The sequence below is a fragment of the Streptomyces sp. NPDC058308 genome (genome assembly GCF_042880275.1).
Lineage (GTDB): Bacteria > Actinomycetota > Actinomycetes > Streptomycetales > Streptomycetaceae > Streptomyces.
In genome coordinates, this window is the sequence record NZ_JBHVZA010000040.1 from 22,045 (window position 1) to 41,429 (window position 19,385).

The 19,385-nt window shown below is 71.9% G+C and carries 17 protein-coding genes; 8 read left to right on the forward strand and 9 right to left on the reverse strand.

Going from position 1 to position 19,385, the window contains the following annotated elements:
* Positions 1 to 21 precede the first annotated feature (21 nt).
* The 3 genes from ACFVYL_RS34485 to ACFVYL_RS34495 form a co-directional block, all read right to left on the reverse strand.
* On the reverse strand, positions 22 to 4,707 hold the full coding sequence (locus ACFVYL_RS34485) for an ATP-dependent helicase (RefSeq protein ID WP_389723082.1): 4,686 nt from the start codon (positions 4,705 to 4,707) through the stop codon (positions 22 to 24).
* 315 nt (positions 4,708 to 5,022) lie between these two features.
* Complete coding sequence (locus ACFVYL_RS34490) at positions 5,023 to 6,321, reverse strand: MFS transporter (RefSeq protein ID WP_389723085.1); 1,299 nt, start codon at positions 6,319 to 6,321, stop codon at positions 5,023 to 5,025.
* Positions 6,321 to 7,700, reverse strand: a complete 1,380-nt coding sequence (locus tag ACFVYL_RS34495) for an alkyl sulfatase dimerization domain-containing protein (RefSeq protein WP_389723088.1) — start codon at positions 7,698 to 7,700, stop codon at positions 6,321 to 6,323. Before ACFVYL_RS34495 ends, ACFVYL_RS34490 begins: the two co-directional genes overlap by 1 nt.
* A gap of 190 nt (positions 7,701 to 7,890) precedes the next feature.
* Between ACFVYL_RS34495 and ACFVYL_RS34500 the strand changes: the two genes are divergently transcribed.
* On the forward strand, positions 7,891 to 9,087 hold the full coding sequence (locus ACFVYL_RS34500) for a PucR family transcriptional regulator (protein ID WP_389723091.1): 1,197 nt from the start codon (positions 7,891 to 7,893) through the stop codon (positions 9,085 to 9,087).
* Here the strand turns inward: ACFVYL_RS34500 and ACFVYL_RS34505 are convergent.
* On the reverse strand, positions 9,058 to 10,041 hold the full coding sequence (locus ACFVYL_RS34505) for a hypothetical protein (RefSeq protein ID WP_389723094.1): 984 nt from the start codon (positions 10,039 to 10,041) through the stop codon (positions 9,058 to 9,060). The two genes, ACFVYL_RS34500 and ACFVYL_RS34505, sit on opposite strands and share 30 nt — an antisense overlap.
* Before the next feature lie 345 nt (positions 10,042 to 10,386).
* On the opposite strand from ACFVYL_RS34505, the gene ACFVYL_RS34510 reads away from it, so the two are divergent.
* From ACFVYL_RS34510 to ACFVYL_RS34520, 3 genes are all read left to right on the forward strand, one after another.
* A complete protein-coding gene (locus tag ACFVYL_RS34510; RefSeq protein WP_389723097.1) occupies positions 10,387 to 11,388 on the forward strand; it encodes an ArsR/SmtB family transcription factor in 1,002 nt (333 codons plus the stop codon).
* A gap of 200 nt (positions 11,389 to 11,588) precedes the next feature.
* Positions 11,589 to 12,023, forward strand: coding sequence for a hypothetical protein (locus tag ACFVYL_RS34515; protein WP_389723100.1), 435 nt, complete (start codon positions 11,589 to 11,591; stop codon positions 12,021 to 12,023).
* Positions 12,024 to 12,087: 64 nt separating this feature from the next.
* Entirely contained in the window at positions 12,088 to 12,489 is a 402-nt protein-coding gene (locus ACFVYL_RS34520; protein WP_389723102.1) for a hypothetical protein, read from the forward strand.
* 134 nt (positions 12,490 to 12,623) lie between these two features.
* Here ACFVYL_RS34520 and ACFVYL_RS34525 read toward each other — a convergent pair whose 3' ends face one another.
* The 5 genes from ACFVYL_RS34525 to ACFVYL_RS34545 all read right to left on the reverse strand — a co-directional run bounded on the left by ACFVYL_RS34525 (position 12,624) and on the right by ACFVYL_RS34545 (position 16,462).
* Entirely contained in the window at positions 12,624 to 13,232 is a 609-nt protein-coding gene (locus tag ACFVYL_RS34525) for a hypothetical protein (RefSeq protein WP_389723105.1), read from the reverse strand.
* Positions 13,233 to 13,428: 196 nt separating this feature from the next.
* Positions 13,429 to 14,172, reverse strand: a complete 744-nt coding sequence (locus ACFVYL_RS34530) for an ANTAR domain-containing protein (RefSeq protein WP_389723108.1) — start codon at positions 14,170 to 14,172, stop codon at positions 13,429 to 13,431.
* A gap of 120 nt (positions 14,173 to 14,292) precedes the next feature.
* A complete protein-coding gene (locus tag ACFVYL_RS34535) occupies positions 14,293 to 14,709 on the reverse strand; it encodes a DUF5994 family protein (RefSeq protein ID WP_389723111.1) in 417 nt (138 codons plus the stop codon).
* A gap of 48 nt (positions 14,710 to 14,757) precedes the next feature.
* On the reverse strand, positions 14,758 to 15,789 hold the full coding sequence (locus ACFVYL_RS34540) for an acyl-CoA desaturase (protein ID WP_389723114.1): 1,032 nt from the start codon (positions 15,787 to 15,789) through the stop codon (positions 14,758 to 14,760).
* 76 nt (positions 15,790 to 15,865) lie between these two features.
* Positions 15,866 to 16,462, reverse strand: a complete 597-nt coding sequence (locus ACFVYL_RS34545; protein WP_389723117.1) for a DUF5994 family protein — start codon at positions 16,460 to 16,462, stop codon at positions 15,866 to 15,868.
* Positions 16,463 to 17,030: 568 nt separating this feature from the next.
* On the opposite strand from ACFVYL_RS34545, the gene ACFVYL_RS34550 reads away from it, so the two are divergent.
* The 4 genes from ACFVYL_RS34550 to ACFVYL_RS34565 all read left to right on the forward strand — a co-directional run bounded on the left by ACFVYL_RS34550 (position 17,031) and on the right by ACFVYL_RS34565 (position 19,309).
* Positions 17,031 to 17,477, forward strand: coding sequence for an STAS domain-containing protein (locus ACFVYL_RS34550; RefSeq protein ID WP_389723120.1), 447 nt, complete (start codon positions 17,031 to 17,033; stop codon positions 17,475 to 17,477).
* Between the two features lie 29 nt (positions 17,478 to 17,506).
* Complete coding sequence (locus tag ACFVYL_RS34555; RefSeq protein WP_389723122.1) at positions 17,507 to 18,139, forward strand: hypothetical protein; 633 nt, start codon at positions 17,507 to 17,509, stop codon at positions 18,137 to 18,139.
* Positions 18,136 to 18,897: an ANTAR domain-containing protein gene (locus ACFVYL_RS34560; RefSeq protein WP_389723125.1), complete on the forward strand. Its 762-nt coding sequence runs from the start codon at positions 18,136 to 18,138 to the stop codon at positions 18,895 to 18,897. Before ACFVYL_RS34555 ends, ACFVYL_RS34560 begins: the two co-directional genes overlap by 4 nt.
* Before the next feature lie 217 nt (positions 18,898 to 19,114).
* Positions 19,115 to 19,309 carry a DUF3046 domain-containing protein gene (locus tag ACFVYL_RS34565; RefSeq protein WP_389723128.1) on the forward strand — a complete coding sequence of 65 codons (195 nt, stop codon included), beginning with the start codon at positions 19,115 to 19,117 and terminating at the stop codon, positions 19,307 to 19,309.
* Positions 19,310 to 19,385: the final 76 nt, after the last annotated feature.

A 19,385-nucleotide genomic window follows, 5' to 3' on the forward strand; every position in this document is an offset into this window, starting at 1 on the left:
GGTGCCTGGTGATCGGTGCCGTCATGCGCGAAGGCGCAGGCCGCGCGGGGTGGCGTGGAAGCCGGCTCCTTCCAGGAGAGGGGCGAAGGGGGAGGTCAGGGCGGCGGTGCCGTTGACCCGCTCCACTGTGACCGTGCCGAGGGAGCCCGCTCGGGCTGCGCCGGCCAGGGCCTCGGCGGCGGCGTGCAGGCGCGGGTCCTCGCTGACCGGGTCCTCCGGAGAGGCGGGCCACGCCAGGAGGGTCTTGCCGCCGCGCTCCATGTAGAGCGTCAGTTCGCCGTCGACGAGGACGACGAGGGAGCCCGCCTTGCGGCCTGGCTTGTGCGTCGTGTCGTTCGGCGGCTCGGGCCAGGGCAGCGCGGCCCCGTACGCGTTGGCGGGGTCGGCGGCGGCGAGGACGACTGGGGCCTGCGCGTCGGAGGGGCGCGAACCTTCCGTGCGCTCCCGGGTGTTCGCGGTGGCGCGCAGTCGGTCCACCGCGCCGTCCATCGCGAACTGGGCGGCGCCCAGCCCCTCGACCACATAGCCGCGGCGGGCCTGGCCGCTGTCCTCGAAGGCCGACAGGATGCGGTACGTCGCCGAGAAGCCGCCCTCGACCCCCTCGGCCGCCACCGCGCCGCGGGTCACCACGCCGTGCCGGTCCAGGAGGGTGCGGGCCAGCGCGTGGGCGCGCAGGGTCGGGTCGGGCTCGCGGTCGGGGAGCAGTGACCAGCGGCCCGCGACCGTCGGGGGGCCGGTGCGGGACGCCGTACGGGCTGCCGCGGTCAGGGTGCCGTACCGCCCGCGCGGCATGTTGCGCTTGGCGCGGTGGGCCGTGGCTCCGGCGGTGCGGCCCGAGCCGAGGAGCGAGCGCATCGGGGTGAGCGTGTCGTTGGTCAGCCGGCCCGACCAGGCCAGTTCCCAGATGGCGTCGGCCAGTTGAGGGTCCAGGGCCTCCGGGTGGGTGGTGGCGCGGACCTGGTCGGCGATCTGGCGGAAGAAGAGTCCGTACCCTCCGGAGAGGGTGTCCAGGACGGACTGGTGCAGGGCGGTCAGCTCCAGCGGGTGCGCGGGAGGCAGGAGCAGGGGTGCGGCATCGGCCAGGTAGAGGGATACCCAGCCGTCCTTGCCCGGCAGGGACCCGGCGCCGGCCCAGATCACCTCGCCGGCCGCGGTCAGTTCGTCGAGCATGGCCGGGTTGTAGCCCGCGACGCGCGACGGCAGGACGAGCTTCTCGAGCGCGGAGGCGGGGACGGTGGCGCCCTGCAGCTGCTCGACGGCGCGCACCAGACCGTCGATGCCTCGCAGGCCGTGTCCGCTCAAGTTCTGCCACTGGGGCAGGAACTGGGCGAGGGCGGCCGGAGGAACTGGCTCCAGTTCGTGCCGCAGGGCCGCGAGGGAGCGGCGCCGCAGGCGGCGCAGGACCGCTGCGTCGCACCACTCCTGGCCGATGCCCGCCGGATGGAACTCTCCCTGCACCACGCGGCCGTTCGCCGCGAGCCGCTGCAGCGCGCCCTCGGTGACCGCCGCTCCGAGGCCGAAGCGGGCGGCTGCCGTGGCGGACGTGAACGGGCCGTGCGTGCGCGCGAAACGGGCCAGCAGGTCACCGAGCGGGTCCTTGACCGGCTCCATGAACGCCTCGGGGACGCCGACCGGCAGGGCGGTGCCGAGGGCGTCGCGCAGGCGGCCCGCGTCCTCGATGGCCGCCCAGTGCTCCGCGCCCGCGACGCGGACCCGGATCACGCGGCGGGCGGCGGCGAGCTCCTCGGCCCACTCCGGCTCGGCGCCGCGCTCCGTCAACTCGGCCGTGGTGAGCGGGCCGAGGAGCCGCAGCAGGTCGGCGACGCCTTCGGCGTCCTTGACGCGGCGGTCCTCCGTACGCCACTGAAGCTCCTGCTCCAGTTCCGTCAGGACGTCCGCGTCGAGCAGCTCGCGCAGCTCCGCCTGGCCGAGGAGCTCGGCGAGGAGCCGGGAGTCCAGGGAGAGGGCCGCCGCGCGCCGCTCGGCGAGGGGGGAGTCGCCCTCGTACAGGAACTGGGCCACGTACCCGAACAGGAGGGAGCGGGCGAAGGGGGAGGGCTCGGGGGTGGTGACCTCGACGAGGCGGACGCGGCGGGACTCGATGTCGCCCATCAGCTCGGTGAGCCCCGGCACGTCGAAGACGTCCTGGAGGCACTCCCTGACCGCTTCCAGGACGATCGGGAAGGAGCCGAACTCGCTGGCGACCTGGAGCAGCTGGGCGGCGCGCTGGCGCTGCTGCCACAGGGGCGTGCGCTTGCCGGGGCTGCGGCGCGGCAGCAGCAGCGCGCGGGCGGCGCACTCGCGGAACCGTGAGGCGAACAGCGCCGAGCCGCCCACCTCGTCGGTGACGATCTGATTGACCTCGGCCTTCTCGAAGGTGACGTCGCCCGCGCCCACCGGGGCCTTCTCGGCGTCGTACTCCACGGGGGGAGCGGTGGGCTCCTGGTCGAGCAGGTCAAGGCCCATCAGGTCGGCGTCGGGCAGCCGCAGCACGATGCCGTCGTCCGCGTGCATGACCTGGGCGTCCATGCCGTACCGCTGGGTCAGGCGGGCGCCGAGAGCGAGGGCCCACGGAGCGTGCACCTGGGCTCCGAAGGGGGAGTGCACGACGACCCGCCAGTCGCCCAGCTCGTCACGGAACCGCTCGACGACGATCGTACGGTCGTCCGGGATGTGCCCGCAGGCCTCGCGCTGTTCGGCGAGGTACGCCAGGACGTTGTCGGCCGCCCAGGCGTCGAGTCCCGTGGCGAGCAGACGCCCGCGCGCGTCCTTCGGCGAGAGCGCGCCGACCTCCCGGAGGAACGCGCCCAGCGCGCGGCCCAGTTCGAGCGGGCGCCCCAGCTGGTCGCCTTTCCAGAAGGGCAGACGCCCCGGGACGCCGGGGGCGGGGGAGACGAGGACACGGTCGCGTGTGATGTCCTCGATGCGCCAGGAGCTCGTGCCCAGCGTGAAGACGTCGCCCACCCGGGACTCGTACACCATCTCTTCGTCGAGCTCACCGACGCGGCCGCCGCCCTTCTTGGGGTCGGCGCCCGCGAGGAAGACTCCGAAGAGGCCGCGGTCGGGGATCGTGCCTCCCGAAGTGACCGCGAGACGCTGGGCGCCCGGGCGCCCGGTGACCGTGCCCGCGACGCGGTCCCAGACCACGCGGGGGCGCAACTCCGCGAAGGCGTCGGAGGGATAGCGCCCGGCGAGCATGTCCAGGACGGCTGTGAACGCCGACTCCGGGAGGGACGCGAAGGAGGCCGCCCGCCGGACCACCGTCAGCAGGTCGTCGACCTGCCAGGTGTCGAGCGCGACCATCGCCACCAGCTGCTGGGCCAGTACGTCCAGGGGGTTGGCCGGGACGCGCAGGGACTCGATGGCGCCGGTCCGCATCCGCTCCGTGACGACAGCGGCCTGGACGAGGTCTCCCCGGTACTTGGGGAACACGACACCCGTGGAGACAGCGCCCACCTGGTGGCCCGCACGGCCCACGCGCTGCAGCCCGGAGGCCACGGACGGCGGCGACTCCACCTGGATGACCAGGTCGACCGCTCCCATGTCGATGCCGAGCTCCAGGCTGGACGTGGCGACGACGGCCGGCAGCCTGCCCGCCTTCAGGTCCTCCTCGACCTGGGCGCGCTGCTCCTTGGAGACCGAGCCGTGGTGGGCGCGGGCCAGGACCGGCGGGGCACCCTTGGCGGCGCCCGACTCGGCCATCAGCTCCGCGGGGGAGTGGTCCTCGGGGAGCGCCTCGCCGGTCGCTCTCTCGTACGCGATCTCGTTGAGGCGATTGCACAGGCGCTCGGCCAGACGGCGGGAGTTGGCGAACACGATCGTCGAGCGGTGCGCCTGGACGAGGTCGGTGATGCGCTCCTCGACGTGCGGCCAGATCGACGGGCGCTCCGCCTCGGCCCCCGGCCCGTCACCGGAATCACTGACCGGGGAGCCGCCCAGCTCGCCGAGGTCCTCCACCGGGACGACCACGGAGAGGTCGAACTCCTTGCCGGAGGGCGGCTGGACGATCTCGACCTTGCGCTTGGGGGAGAGATAGCGGGCCACCTCGTCCACCGGGCGCACCGTCGCCGACAGGCCGATGCGGCGGGCGGGCTTCGGCAGCAGCTCGTCGAGCCGCTCCAGGGAGAGGGCGAGATGGGCGCCGCGCTTGGTGCCCGCGACCGCGTGCACCTCGTCGAGGATCACCGTCTCGATGCCGGTGAGTGCCTCGCGCGTCGCGGAGGTGAGCATCAAGAACAGGGACTCGGGTGTGGTGATCAGGATGTCCGGCGGCCGGGTCGACAGGGCCCGGCGCTCGGCGGGCGGGGTGTCGCCCGAGCGGATGCCGACCCGCACCTCCGGCTCGGGATGGCCGAGGCGCACCGACTCCTGGCGGATGCCGGTCAGAGGGCTGCGCAGATTGCGCTCGACGTCGACCGCGAGGGCCTTCAGGGGCGACACGTACAGCACCCTGCAGCGCTTCTTCGGGTCGGCGGGCGGTGGTGTCGAGGCCAGCTGGTCGAGCGCCGCGAGGAAGGCGGCCAGGGTCTTTCCGGAGCCGGTGGGCGCGACGACCAGCACGTCGGAACCCTCGGAAATCGCCTGCCACGCGCCGGCCTGGGCGGAAGTGGGCGCGGAGAAGGCCCCCGTGAACCAGCCGCGGGTCGCGGGGGAGAATCCGTCTAGGGCGCTGCGGGCGCCGTGGGCACTGGACGCGGAGCTGACCATGCCCCCATCGTGCACCCCGCCACTGACAACGGCGCCGACCTGCGCGTTCGGGGTTTCGCGCCGGTCGTGGGCGGGGGTGTGGCACGCACCGGGGCTGTAGCGGGGAGTGCGGCTTGCGGGGGCGCGTGGCGTGGGCTGAGCCCGACGCGGCACCAGGAGCCAGGCCCACATCCTGCGCTGCCGCCCCGCCCCGACGCCAGGCCCACATCCTGTGCCATCGCCCCGACCTAACGCGGGCCCACATCCCGTGCCGTCGCCCCGACCCAACGCAGGCCCACATCCCGTGCCGTCGCCCCGACCCAACGCAGGCCCCGCTCAGTGCATGAGCGGAACCCGCGCCGCCGGTGCCTCCGCCACCCCCAGTCGGCGCGCTGTCGCCTCCGGGCGGCAGAACACCGCCGCGAGCGTGCCCGCGCTCACCAGCAGGCCCGCGGTCAGCAGCCAACCGCGCTCGTAGCCCGCCGGCACGGTGGCCGCCCGGTCCACCATGCCGCCGAGGACCAGCGGCGAGAGGATGCCGCCGAGTGCGTAGACGAAGGTCAGCACGCCCAGGACCACGCCCCGCTGGGCGGGCGGCGCCATGCGCGCGCAGGCCGTCGTGGCGACGGTGAGCGAGACCATGGCCAGGGCGATGGGACCCATCATCAGCGGCACCTTGACCCAGACGGAGCCCGTCGTGCCGAACACGGTGACGGCACAGCCCGAGACCACCATGAGCAGCCCCGCGCCCGCTCCCACGGGCAGCTTCGCGGGATCGGTGCGCCGGGCGGAGCGCTGGGCGAGCAGGCCGTGGGCGAGCAGCACCGCGCCGTTGGCCAGGGCTCCCACGCCCACCAGCGTGCCCGCCCGGTGGAGGTCCCAGCCGACGACGCTCTCCAGGTAGTCGGGCATCCACGTGAGCATGGTGCTCATCAGCCAGTACGCCGCGAAGGCGCCGAAGGCGGCGGTCGCGAAGGAGCCCGAGAGCAGGATGGCGCGCAGGGGCACCCCTTCCGATGCCGGACGGTCGTCCATCGGCACTGCGGGCGCTGCGTTGCCGCCCAGGGGCGGTGCGTGCGGCCCCTCCGCCCCCCAGATCCGCCAGGCCACCGCCCATGCCAGGCCCGCCAGACCCACCACACCGAACGACCAGCGCCACCCCCAGACGGTGATCACCCAGCTCAGCACAGGGGACGCCACAGCCACCCCGGCCGCCGCCCCGACCAGCAGGATCGCCGTCGGCAGGGCCCGCTCCCGCTGCGCGAACCAGCCGTGGACGTGGTGCATGGCCACGGGCGCCGATGGCCCCTCGGCCGCGCCCAGCAGCACCCGCGTGGCCAGGAGCGTGCCGAACCCGGCCGCGCCCCACACCATCGGCAGCTGAGCGGCCGTCCACAACAGCGCGAGGACGAGGAGCAGCGGGGTCGTGCGCACCCTCCGGGTCAGCACGGAGATGCCGAGCGCCGCCACGGAGAACAGCGCGAAGAACGCCGCCTGGGCGATGCCGAACTCCTGACGGGTGAGGCCGAGATCGGCTCGGATCTCCGGACCCGCGAGTCCGAGAACGGCCTTGTCGGCGAAGTTCACCACCATGAAGGCGAGCAGCAGCCAGGTGGTGCGCCAGGCCCCGGTCATCAGCAGCAACCGTCCTCGTCGTCGACCACGCCCACGCTGATCGCCCCGTCGGCACGCCGTCGCCCTTCGGGAGTGCGCGTCAGCTCCGTGGCCACATCGGTCCCCCGCGCGAGCGCCGCCGATTCGGCGGACGCCCAGTTGAAGACGCCGCGTGCCATGGTCGACGTCTCCTTGAGCGCACGGTGGGCGTACACCTCGGCACGCACGCGTGCCACCTCGGTATCGGTGGGAGCCGCCAGGGCCGCCGTCTCCGCGAGGTGCGCGGCCAGCCGCAGCTTTCCCTCGGCCAGCAGTTCCGTGGCCCGTCGGGCGAGCTTGAGAGCGCCGCCCGCCTGCCCGGCGAACTCGGCGGCGACCGCCGCCTCCGGCGCGGGCTTCAGGTTCGCCGGGTTCTGGTCGTACCAGCCGCCCCACAAGCGCCAGAGGTTGCGCACGACGAACTCCGGCTCGTCGTAGGCGGGATGCAGGTAGGGCTTGGCGAGGAGGTCCTGGGGGACCTCCACTCCGTGGATGACGGCGTCGAGGCGGTGGCCCGCGTTCATCAGCGCCCTGGTCTGCTCGCACAGGGTCTCCAGGAGCCGCGCGGTGTCGTCGAGCGCCTGGTGCACGCGTTCCTTGCCCACGATGGGGACGCCGTGCCCGGGGAGCAGCAGTTCGGCGCCGAGTTCCTGCATGGCACGCAGGGCCCGAGCCCACTCCTCGGGATAGCGCTGCGCCTTCTGGGGGTTGCCCGCGTTCGGTGTGTTCCAGATGAAGAGATCGCCCGTGCACAGGGTCTTGAGCTCCGGTATCCACACGTAGGCGTGGTCGTCGGTCTCCCCGCGCGCGTGGATCAGCTCAAAGGTCAGGGTGCCGCGGCGCACGGTGAGGCGGTCACGGTAGACGGTGTCCGGGTAGCGGTACGTGGTGGGCCACTCCAGGGAGGGCACGCCGAACTGCTTGCGGTTGATCCAGGAGTTGTACCCGGCGGTCCGGACGTAGCGGTCGAAGCGTGCGGTGACGGCCTCGTGCGCGATCACCTCGGGCCGGTCGGTGCCCGTCGCCGCCGCCTCCTGGTCGAAGGGGAAGACTCCGAAGACGTGGTCCACGTGCCCGTGGGTGTACACCAGGGACCGCACCGGGCCGGCGCCGAATCGTTTCACCGCGGTGTGCAGTTGCTGAGCCGTACGGAAGTCGCCTGAGTCAACGAGGACCACGCCGTCGTCCCCCGTGTCGAACACCGCGACGTTCGAGAAGGCGGGGAAGAAGCCCACGCGGTCGCGCAGCCGCACGAGGTCGTCGCCGGTGTACGCGCCGGAGAGGTGGGCGAGCAGTGTCTCCTCGCCCCGCCAGACCCGGTCGATGTAGCTCGGATAGTCCACTGCCTTGTGCTCGGTCATCGCGGCGGCTCCTCGAATGCGACGGGGTGTTGCGCGGTACGGCTTGTTCCACCACGAGTTTCGGCCGTGACACGGCACCGGAACACCGCCCCGCGTCACACCTCGGACGCATGAGTAATGTGACGCGTCACAGTCGCGGTCCTCCCGGAGTGCCGTGGATGAGGCCCGCCCTCCGAGAGGACAAGCCGTCATGTTGTCGCCCGAAGCCAGGTCGCTGGCGGCCCGCTGCGAGCCTCGGGTCAACGAACTCGCGCGCCGGATGGCCCGCGAGTCTTTCGAACAGGCGCCCGGCTATGCCGAACTGCCCGACGAGATGAAGGACCTGGAGGTGGCGGCGACCGTACGCCACGGTGTGCGCCTGTTCCTGCGGCGCGTCACGGATCAGCCCGGGGGGCACCGGTTCTTCCGCGAGCGGGCCGCACAGCGGGCGGAAGAGGGCATGCCGCTGCACCTGCTCCTGCGCACCCACGCCCTCGGCCTCTACGTCCTCTGGCAGGCGCTGCGCGAGGAGACCCGGCCCGGCGAGGAAGCGGCCCTCGCCGAAGTCGTGGACGTCCTGCTCCAGTCGCACCCGGGTGTCATCGGCGCGGTGACGGAGACCTACCTGGACGAACGCTCCGCGCTGGAGGCCGAACGGCAGTCCGGGCACGGCTCCCTGGTGCGCGCGCTGCTCGACGGGATGGTGCCGCCCGGCCACGCCCTGTGGGACCAGCTCGGACTCGTGGGCCCGACCCTGGTCCTCGCGGTCGGCTTCGACGAAGTGCCCGCCGACAGCACGGTGGCGGTACGGCGTCGGCTGCGCCGCGTACAGACCACGCTGGACCACGCCTTCGAAGGGGACATGTTCGCCCTCCTCGAGGCCGACGGCGGCCGGGTCGTGGTCCCGGGGGGACGGCGGCCTCCGGAAGACCTGCCCGGCCGTCTGAGCAAGGCGGCGAACCTCCCCGCGCGCGTGGCGGTGGTCGACGCCGCGGCGCCCGAAGCCGTGACCGACGCGGCGCGGACCGCCCTCGAAATCGTGCGCATCACGCGCGCGTGCGGCATACCCCCGGGGCTGCACCGCATGGATGACGTCCTGCTTGAGTACCACCTCTCGCGCCGCAACGAGAGCAGCCACCGCATCGCCGCACTGCTCGACCCGGTCGCCGACCGCCCCGAACTCATCGAGACGCTCCGTACGCACCTGGCGCGGCAGCAGGAGCGCAGGGCGACCGCCGCGGCCCTGGGGCTGCACCCCAACACCGTGGACAACCGGCTTGCCAAGATCGTCGAGCGGACCGGCATCGACCTGGCGACGCCCCGCGGCACGGCCCTGGCCATCGCGGCCCTCCTCCTGCGGGACGCCGAGAACGCTCCGTCAGCCGATGGGCCGCCCGTACGCCCGTAGCGTGCGCAGCGCCTCGATGGTGACGATCGGGCGTGCCTCCAGAGCCGTGCCCGGCGCCCACTGCCGCCACCGGAGCGGCCAGCCGCCGTCCCGCTGCTGCTCCCGCTCCAGGAAGTCCAGCGAGCGCTGCATCTCGGCGTCCGTGAACCACGCGCGTGCCAGCGATTCGGGCGTCTTCGCGAAGTCGTGCGCGAAGTGGTGTTCCCCCGGCGCGTATCCGGGCGACACCGGATACGCGCCCAGGTCCTGCGGATCCAGCGCGGCGATCCGCTGCTCGCGCACGAGGCGCCCGAGGCGGTCGGCGGCGGCCTGCGCGCGGCGGCGGTCGGGAGCGCCGTCCAGGAAGGCGACGGCCGCTTGGACCTCGTACGGATGGGACTTCTCCAGCGATTCGACGGCCGCCCAGCAGAAGTCCGTGGCCCGGAAGAGCCAGGCGTGCCACACCTCGTTGCGGTGCAGCAGGCCCACTACGGGTCCGGTGGCGAGCAGCTCGCTGGGCGGGTCGTCCACGATCGGCACGAACGGCGCCGAGGGGTAGCCCCGCTGGCTGGGATGGATCGCAGGGAGCGCCCCCTCGGGTGTCGACACGGAGGTCAGATACCGGCATACGCGCTCCACCCGCTGCCCGCCGCAGCGGTGGATCGCGTCCAGCACGCGCAGCGCGTGCCCGGCGTGCAGCGGCTGGCTGACGGGGCCGCGCAGATCGGGTTCGAGCGCGTAGCCGTAGCCGCCGTCCCCGGTGGCGTACGAGGTCAGGGCGGCCTCGACGGCGTCCGCTGCCGGGTCGCCGCCCGCGCCGTCGAGGAAGTGGTACGCGAACCGACGCTGCTCGAGGACGCGCGCGGTGAGCCAGACGAAGTGCTCGGCGCGGGTCACCGGGGAGGGCGCCGCGCCGGGGGAGGGTGCCGCGCCGGGGGAGGGCACTGGGTCGGGGGATGCTCCGGTTTCGGCCATGCTCCGACCGTAGGCCGCAAAGCGTCGTCCGTGAGGCCCCTCTGCCCGGCTGCACTCTCAGGGGCGTGATGCTGGAGGCATGCGGTTGACGGTCTTCTGCGACCTGACGGCCCGTGACGCGGGCCACTGCCGGGGCAGAGGTCGATCGCGGCCGGCTGGTCGACGACGACCGGACGGTGCCGGACTTCTCGCGGAGCTTGGTGAAGAGCTGCCTCGGCTCCGCGGGCGCGCATGCGCGGTCGGCAAGCGAGCGCGGCCTGCTCCCGAACGCCGCACGAGGCGTGCCGGGTTGGGGCATGCTGGGATACGCCCAGGCGCTCTACTTCGGTGGCAGGAGGCCGGTCGGTGTTACGCATTCACTTCACGCCGGAAGACCTTGCCCGGACACGGGTGGCCCCGACGGTCGGCGTCGCAGCGGAGGTCTACTTCAGCCTCGAACTGCTGAGGGAGAACCGGGAGCGTCAGCACTTCCGCTCGTGGCGGTCAGCGGTCGCGGGCCGGATGGGAGCCGACACGCGTCCCTTGACGTCCCTGGTTCCGGTGCGTGGTCCCGGGCTTGACCTGCTGGCCCTGATGGGCGATGTGCCCTCTCTGGACCACGCCGTGGACAACCTGCTGCACGCCCCGGTGTCCCGGATGCGACGAGAGTTCGAGGGTCTCGACTTCCACCCCGGACACCTGCCATGGGCCCGACGGGTGTCCGAGGGTGACCGCGAAGCGCGGCGCGAGCTCGCCGAGGCCGTGCGCGCCTGCCATCGGGCGACCGTGGAGCCCTACTGGCATCGAGGGCGTTCCGAACTGGTCGCGCTGTCCACCCGTTGCGCGAACCTGGTGTTGGAGGGAGGTGTCGATCTGCTGCTGCGGTCGGTCTGCGCGCCACTGGTCCGCTGGCGTCCGCCGGTGCTCGAAGCTCCCTACCCGCGCCGGGTCGAGGTGCGTCTCCAGGGAAGGGGACTGATCATCACGCCCACGGTCTTCGCGAAGCGCCCGGTGAGCTTTCTGTGGGACCCGCTCGATACCGCCCTGCCACCCCGGCTGACCGTGCCGGCGCTCCGCCGGCCGCTTGCCGGTACCGGTCCTGCGGAAGCGGACGGCTGCGCCGTGCGGAACCTGGAGTCGCTGCTCGGCCGCACGCGGGCTGCCGCTCTGCGGGTGACAGCGGAAGGCTGCACGACGAGCGAACTGGCCCGCCGCCTCAACGTCACTGCCGCGGCGGCCAGTCAGCACGCGACCGTACTGCGGAACACGGACCTCATCACCACCAGCCGCCGAGGCGGGTCCGTGCTGCACCTCATCACCCCCCTCGGACTGGCCCTGCTGCGGACCGGTGTCCCGACGGAACCGTGAGGCCCGGGGGCGCGGTGACGTCGGACCGGTGAGCGCGGTGCCGACCTGCGTGGGTGCCACCGGCCACTCGCGCCGAGCTGGTGAGGCTCGCCGCGCCTGCCGTCCCTCCCCTTTAAGCCGTGACTTAAGAGGTGGGCCACAGGTGGCCGTCCGGCCCAGGATGTGAAGCCGCAACCGACTCATCCCATCCTGGAGATCGCATGAAGACTCACCTCGCCGCCGCGCTCGGTTCCGTCGTGCTGACCGCGGGCGCCTTGCTGGGCGCTCCGGCCGCCGGCGCCCAGACCGCGCCCGCCTATCCTCCCCCCAGTGAGTTCACCATCAATTTCGGTGCCACGTGGACCAAGGGAACCGTCACTTGGTACAACCGGTCGGTCCGACTCGTCGGGCAGCACAGGTCCGCGGTGGCGGACAGTGCGCTCACGTGCCGGACCACGTGGGCCTACACCCTCCAAGGGGACCGTGGTGTGATCGGCCGGGGCGGCGGCTTCCCGATCGCCTGCGGCACCATCGAGTCCTACGACTTCGTCGTTCCCGCGGACCAGCCCGGCGGCGCCGCATACGTCAGGGTGTGTCTCGATGACGGGAACCTCAAGGACCTCGAGTGCCTGCGCATCCCCAGGCCGCTTTCGTAGGCCGCTTCCGTAGGCGAGCTGAGGCCGGCTGGAACGAACCGGCTCATCCCCTCCTGGAGACCACATGAACACTCATCTCGCCGCCGCGCTCGGTTCGGTCGCGCTGACCGCGGGCGCCTTGCTGGGCGCTCCCGCCGCCGGCGCGCAGACCGCCGCCTACCCGGTCACCCCTTTCGACGTGACATCCGGTGGCGGCCACCTCCGTGGCACCCTGACGTGGTACGACCGGTCCGTAGGAGTCGATGGAACACTCCGGGCCGTCGGCTGCCACAGCGCGTGGTTCGGCGCGTACGGTGCCTCTGGCCAGGAGCTCGGCTCCTGGGGCACCGGCACTCAGTGCGACGTGACCTTTCCGTTCAAGGCCGCAATTCCTGCGAATGCGCCCGGCGGAGCCGCGTACGTCAGGGTCTGTATCGCCGATGTGAACGTGAATTCGAGCAAGTGCGTACGGTACAACCGGCCCTGACCCACCGACTCCGACCTGCCGGAAAGTGGCGTAGCCACACCAGTTCCGGGGCGGAACACCACGTGACGCCCCGGAAGCTCACCTTGCCGTCCCACGAGGCAACCTGCCCGGTGGACGACCGCTACCGGGGTCCTTTACAGGAACGGCAGGACGAAGTCGTAGCCGGCCATGTAGTGCGCGGCGCCCGCCGGGCAGACGCCGTTGGTGGGGTAGCCGTAGAAGAAGAGCCCGTAGCACTTGTTGCAGAAGCGCCAGTTCCGCTGGGAGTTGGCAGTCGGCGGGATGTCGTGCGGCAGGACGAAGTCGTAGTCGCCCGCGGCCTTCCCGTGGGCGTCGCCCGTGGGGCAGCGGCCATTGGTCGGGTATCCGTAGAAGTACATGCCGTAGCACTTGGGGCAGAAGCGCCAGTTCCGCTGTGCGGTGGGGGTCTCCGGGACGTCGTGCGGCAGATTGAAGTTGTACCCGGCTGAATCGTGACCGCTGCCCGCCGGGCAGGCGCCATCCGCGGGGTAGCCCCGGAAGAACAGGCCGTAACACTTGGTGCAGAAACGCCAATCCGACTGACTGGCGCGGATCGCCTTGGACGTCCGGGTGGCCGCGTGCGCTTCTGCCTGGCCCGCGGTCACAGCCGCGCAGGCCACGCCGACAGTGGCGCCGACCGCCCTGACCAGCCAAGCCCGACGGCCCGGGTCGTCCACCGCACTCCGTCGCGGCCTGCCTTCTGGCGCCTGCGGTACGTCCATGTACTGCTCCTCTCCGATGGCGAGCCCTGCAGCAGGACTCCCGCCGAAATTGCGCGCGTACCACGCCAAGTGTTCAATTGATCGCCGTCTGCAACAACAATTGTGCAGAAATAGGCCGAATCAGGCCGGTGCCCGGCAGATTCAGCAAGTCAGCGGGCTGTGAGCCCACCAGCCAGCGCTGATGGGGGCCGATGCTTCACCCGTCGTGCCGGGTGAGGAGCGCGGCATCGACCGTGCCCTGCAAGACCTGGCGAGCGATCTCGGTGAGCCGTGTCTGGTGATCGCGTGCGTAGCGGCGCATGAGGGTGAACGCCTCTTCCACGTCGAGGTCGTGACGGTTCGCCAGGTAGCCCTTGGCCTGCTCGATGATGATGCGGCTGTCCAGGGCGGTCTGCAGTTGTGCGGTCACCGCCATCTGCTCACTCACCGCCCGCTGTTGCAGGACACCGATGGTGGCCGTGTCCGCCAGCGCCTGCCCCAGCCGCACATGGGAGCCGTCCAGTGGCCCTGGCTGGTCCTGGAAGAGGTTCAGGGCCCCGATCACCTGGTTGTTCAGCCGGAGCGGGGCCGCCACGACCGAGGTGAAGCCGGCTTCCACGGCCCGCGGCGCGAACAGGGGCCAGCGCGTCCTGGCGGCTTGCGTCGCCAGAGGTACGTCGGGAACCTGCTCCTTGGTCCGGAAGCAGTCCTGGCAGGGGCCCTCGTCCCACTCGACGCTGGCCAGTACAAGACGGCGGGTGCGCTCGTCCGAGGCCGCGGCGTCCACCAGCCGGCCGTCCGCAGAGGCGAGCAGGACCCCGGCTGCTGCCACATCCAGCAACTTCACGCAGTGCTCGGCCAGCGAATACAGGAAGCCGACGACGCCGAAGTCCTGCACCAAGGTGTCGGCGAGATCGACGAATGCGGCCGCCAACTGCTCCTCACGCGGAAGCTCAGGCATGACCCTTCACCTCCAAGGGATGATCCGGGAACAGGTTCCCACGGGATGCCGTCTCCCGCTGCCACTCGGACGCAAGTGCCCCGCCGCCGCGCCCCCTTGTCCTCCCGGCCCGACTCGGCCTCACTCCGTACACGTCGTGGCGGTGGCCATCAGCCGCATGGCTTCGGCTTCGTCGGTCCCGGGCGGTACGACCACCAAGTCCCACCTGCCCCTGCCGGGCGCGAGCAGACAGACCGTGGCAGGGGCGTGCAGGCCGGTGGCGCGGTGCAGGTGCAGCACGTGGTTGGCGATGAGCATCCGCCCCGGGAAGTCGGACCACAGGGCGCCGTTCACAGTGACGTGAATGATCCGCGACCAGCTGTGCGGCAACGCGCGGAGCAGGACGGGCAGTTCGGCGACCAGTTCATTGGTGCGGGGCCACCAGGCGCCGTCGATGCGATGAGGTCCGCCTTGCGGCGGCGTCAGACGCAGACGGACGAGGGGCAGGAGTGGGGAAGGCGAGGGGGGCGAAGGGGGCGGAGGAAGAAGCGTGGTCATGTCGTTCTCCTGGGCGATCTCCTGCGAAGGAGTGGGGATGCCGATGGGTCAGGTGCGTCGGGCGGCGATGCGGTCGGGAGCGGGCCAGCGCACGTCGCGTACCAAGCCGAGGCGTTCGAGAAGGCGGATGAGGGCGGCGGAGGGGTCGATCTGGCCGCGGTCCACGCCGTGACGGGCGCTGGTGGGGTCGGCGTGGTGGAGGTTGTGCCAGCTCTCTCCGAACGAGATCAGGGCCAGGGGCCACAGGTTGGTGGCCCGGTCGTGACGCCGGGTGCGGAAAGGGCGCTGTCCGATCACGTGGCACAGGGAGTTGACGCTCCAGGTCACGTGGTGGAGCAGCGCGATGCGCACAAGGCCCGCCCACAGCAGAGCCGTGACGGCGTGGACCCAGGTGCCGCCGATCGCCCAGCCGAGCGCGAAGGGCAGGGCCAGGGTGAGGACGCACAGGGCGGGGAAGGCCCGGGAGACGGCGCGGATGTCGCGGTCGGCGAGCAGGTCGGGTGCGTAACGCTCGGCGGGAGTGGGGTCGTTGCGGAACAGCCAGCCGACATGGGCGTGGGCGAGGCCGCGCAACTGGCCGCGCAGGTGGGTGCCGTAGCGGTAGGGGGAGTGCGGGTCGCCGGGGCGGTCGGTGAAGGCGTGGTGGCGGCGGTGGGTGGCGACCCAGCCGATGACGTCGCCCTGAAAGCTCATCGACCCGGCCACCGCGAGCACGATCCGCACGGGGCGAGCGGCCCGGTACCCGCCATGGGTCAGGCCGCGGTGGAAGCCGACCGTGACGCCGAACCCCGTGACCGCGTAGAGCGCGAGGGCGAGCAGGACGTCAGTGGGATGGATGAGGCGTCCCCACAGCAGCCAGCCGGCCAGGCCGAGTGCGAGGAAGGGCAGGGTGACGATCAGGGCCGTCACTGTCACGTACAGCCGCTCGGCGCCGCTACGGGTCGGCTCCCGGCAGTCGTCGTCGGGAAAGGGCGCCGTCCCGTCGTATTTCTGGGATGTGGCCACGTCCTGGGATGTGGCCACGTCGTGCGGCGGGGCCAGGGCTTCGGAAAGGGCGGAACTGGCGGAACTGGGGGGCATGCAGACTCCTTGACCTCGGTCCGGAGGGGGAGGCCGGGGTCCGGGGCCAGGGATTCCGTGCTGGGCGGCCTGAGGGTCAGGCCATTGCGTCGATGTGGGCGCGCCGTGCCTGCGCGCGGCTGTTGGGTGCGGCCATGGCGCCGCCCTCCGCCTCCCACGCCTCTGATTGAGAGCGAGCCGTAGAGCCTGTCTCGGCCGGGGCTGTGGGGTGCCGGTCCCGCTCGTCGGCGATGAGCGCGCTGCCCGTTCGGACGGTCAGAGGATCACAGGCTGCGGCCATGAGCCGTGCGGCGGCTGCCGCACCGGTCTCCGGCGGGATGATCAGCAGGTCCCAGCGCCCGACGTGGTAGGAGAGCAGCAGGAGCTGGTGCGGGTCCTGCTCGGCGCGGAACCAGCCCACGTTGACCACATGGCCGTTGACCGGAACCTTGCGCGGTACGGTCGGCCAGTACGTCGGATTGACCGTGACGCGCGTGATGCGTCCCCACAGCGGGTCCAACAGGTCGGTCAGAGCGGGAAGTTCACGAGCGAGGTCCCGGGAGCGCGGCCACCAGGCGCCGTCGAGCAGCCCGGAGGGCAGGCCCGGAGGCCTGACGGACAGCCGCAACGGCGAGTAGTCCGAAGACTCGGCGATCGGCGTGGTGGGCGGGGGTCGTGCGGTGAGCACCGTCATGGTGTCGACCTGTCCCCGGACCCTGGCGTGCCAGGGCCCGTGTTGTCGCCCCGAGAGAGATACCGACATGGAAGCCGGTCAGGGAATGCCCTCGGTACTGCCGAGGGTACTCCTGCGGCAGCCCTGACCACGACTGTCCGGAGCGAGTGGAACAGGCCATCCCGACGGGGCGCCCGACGGGGCGATGGTGGGCGCGGTGCCGTCACGTAGCGCTGAACCCGGCCGACGTCCTTTGAGACGCTGGACCCGGCCGCCGTCCTTTGAGACCGGGCGGCTTCCGGCCGCCTTCGGCCGCGCGATGGGGACTACCCTGGAGTAAGGACGTCCTGGACCCCGGCGGACCTGTCGCTCGACCCAGATGGCTGCGGGGACCGGACCCTTCGTCCGACTCACCTGGCGCATCCCCTGGAGGGAACGGGGCGGGCCCTCTGTCCCCCTGGACAGATCGCCGGACCGTCCGTTCGCGGCCTCCGCCGAATGAATTCCACTGTCGGCAGCACCCGTGGACGAGCCGGTGGTCCGGCCACATCTCATGGCTCTGCCCGGCAGGTCTCTGGAACGAGGCGTCATGCCCCTGCCCCCGTTGAACATCTACCGGCACGACAGAAGGACCCGGGCCCTGATCACCCTCGTCGGCGAGATCGACCTGGAGACGGTGCCACCGATGCGCACGACCCTGGAGCGGTGCCTGCGCGAGGGCATGCGCACCATCGACGTCGACCTCACCCCCGTCACCTTCTGCGACTGCAGCGGTCTCAGCGCCTTCATCGACGCGTTCCTGCGCACCGCCGCGGCCGGCGGGACGCTGTGCCTGCACCATCCGCCGCCCATGCTGGCCTGGATGATCGAGCTCACCGGTGCCGACTTCTTGCTCCTGGGGCCGTCGGCCGTTCCGGGCCCGGGTTCTCGCCCTGCCGTCCCCCTCGCCACCGCACCGGACCCGCTTCCCACGGGCTTCGAGATGTCGCACCGGCTGGTAGCGGCCCTCCCCGCTGTGGCGGGCGGTGTGCTGTGACGGCCTGGCTCCGGCGGGATCCTCCGCGGGTGCCCGTCGGCGGCGAGTCGTCCGACCTGGCCGGGGTGCGGCTGCGGCGGGTGAACCGCTGGCTGGCGGAGGACATGCGCCAGGATCTGGCGGATCTGTACGTGGCTTTCTGCGAGACCGAGCCCGAGGAGGCGTACCGCAACCGCGGTCGGGAGGAGTTCCTGGGCCGTCTGGCCGGTGACATCCGCCGACCGGGGTTCGCCATGGTGGTCGCCGAGACGGATGGTCTGGTGGGCTGTGCCTTCGGATTCCCGGTGCGCGGCGACGGTTCCTGGTGGCACGGCTTCGACGGTGCGCTGCCGCGCAGCATCGGGCAACTGACCGAGTCCGGTGGTGTTTTCGCGGTCACCAACGTCCTGGTCCGCCCGCATCCGCTGGACCAGGACCTGGCCCGACGTCTGCAGGAACGACTGCTCGCCGACCATCAGGCATCACTCGGGGCCACCTTGGTGGACCCGGCCGACCGCCCGGCTCTGAGTGCCTTGTGGTCCTGGGGGTGGCAGGACATCGGAGAGATGTGGCGGCCGGGCCTGCCCACGATGTTCCGCGTGCTGGTGCTCCCCCTCGGCGAGCGCACCGTGGAGCGGCTGGAAGGACTGGGTCAGCACGCCTGGACCCGGTGGCCGGGATGACACTCAACAGCCGGTCGTCCCGGATCCGCGTACTGGTCGCCGAACAGGCGGCCCTGCGTGGTGCCCGGGTCGGCGTGCTGGACGTGTGCACCGCGGCGGTGACCTCGCTGCCGGTCGGCGGGGCCGGGATGTCGGCGATGTCCCGTACCGCGGCGAGCTATCCGCTGTGCAGTACCGATGACACCAGCGAACGGCTGGAGGAGCTGCAGCTCACACTGGGCGAGGGGCCGTGCGTGGACGCCTTCACGCACGGCGCGGCCGTCCTGACGCCCGACCTGCGGACCGGCGAACTGCGGGACTGCTGGCCCGTGTTCGCCGATGCGGCTCTGGAGACCGGAGCATGCGCGGTCTTCGCGCTGCCCCTGCGGATAGGAGCGATCAGTCCCGGCGTCCTGGATCTCTATGCCCAGGACCCGGTCCGGCTGAACGCGGAGGAAGTGGCCGACGCACTGGCCTTCGCCGAGTTCGCGACGCTGGTCCTGCTCGACGCCCGGATCGACGCGACGGGCGTTCCACTCGACGACGGCGCAGCCAAAAGGCACATCGAGGACCTGGGCGGGTACCGGGCGGAGATCTCCCAGGCCACCGGCATGCTCACCGTCCAGCTCGGTGTCGGTGTCGACGAAGCCTTCGTCCGGCTGCGCGCCTACGCCTACGCCCAGGGGCACCGGCTCACCGTCGTGGCCGCCGACGTGGTGGCCCGCCGGCTCCGCTTCTCCCCGGACACGGACCCGACCAGGACCGACGAGGACGCCTGATGCCCTCGTCGGTCCGAGCAGCGAGGACGCCGGGCCGACCCAGGTTTTACTCTGCGTACGTATACACACTTCATGCCTGATGCAGGGACGCGGGGCCGCGCCGCCATGGATGCTTGGACCGACGGGGCGGCGCACTCCCTGGAGACCCCCCGGACAGGAACGTGTGCGTGCAAAGGGCAGAGAATATGCAGGTCAGAGTGAGTGTGGAGCAGATTGCATGCGGTTGACGGTCTTCTGGCAGCGGATGGCGGCGCACTTCGGCGCGGGGTACGCCGACTCCTTCGCGCGCGATCATGTGATGGCGGAGCTGGGCGGCCGCACGGTCCACGAGGCGCTGGACGCGGGCTGGGACGCCAAGGACGTCTGGCGCGCGGTGTGCACGGCGATGGACGTGCCGCCCGAAAAGCGCTGACCACGGACGGCTCGTCGACACCGGAGCACCTACGGCGAGGTGTCACGCGCGCGTACGTCCGTCCCAGGATGTGAGG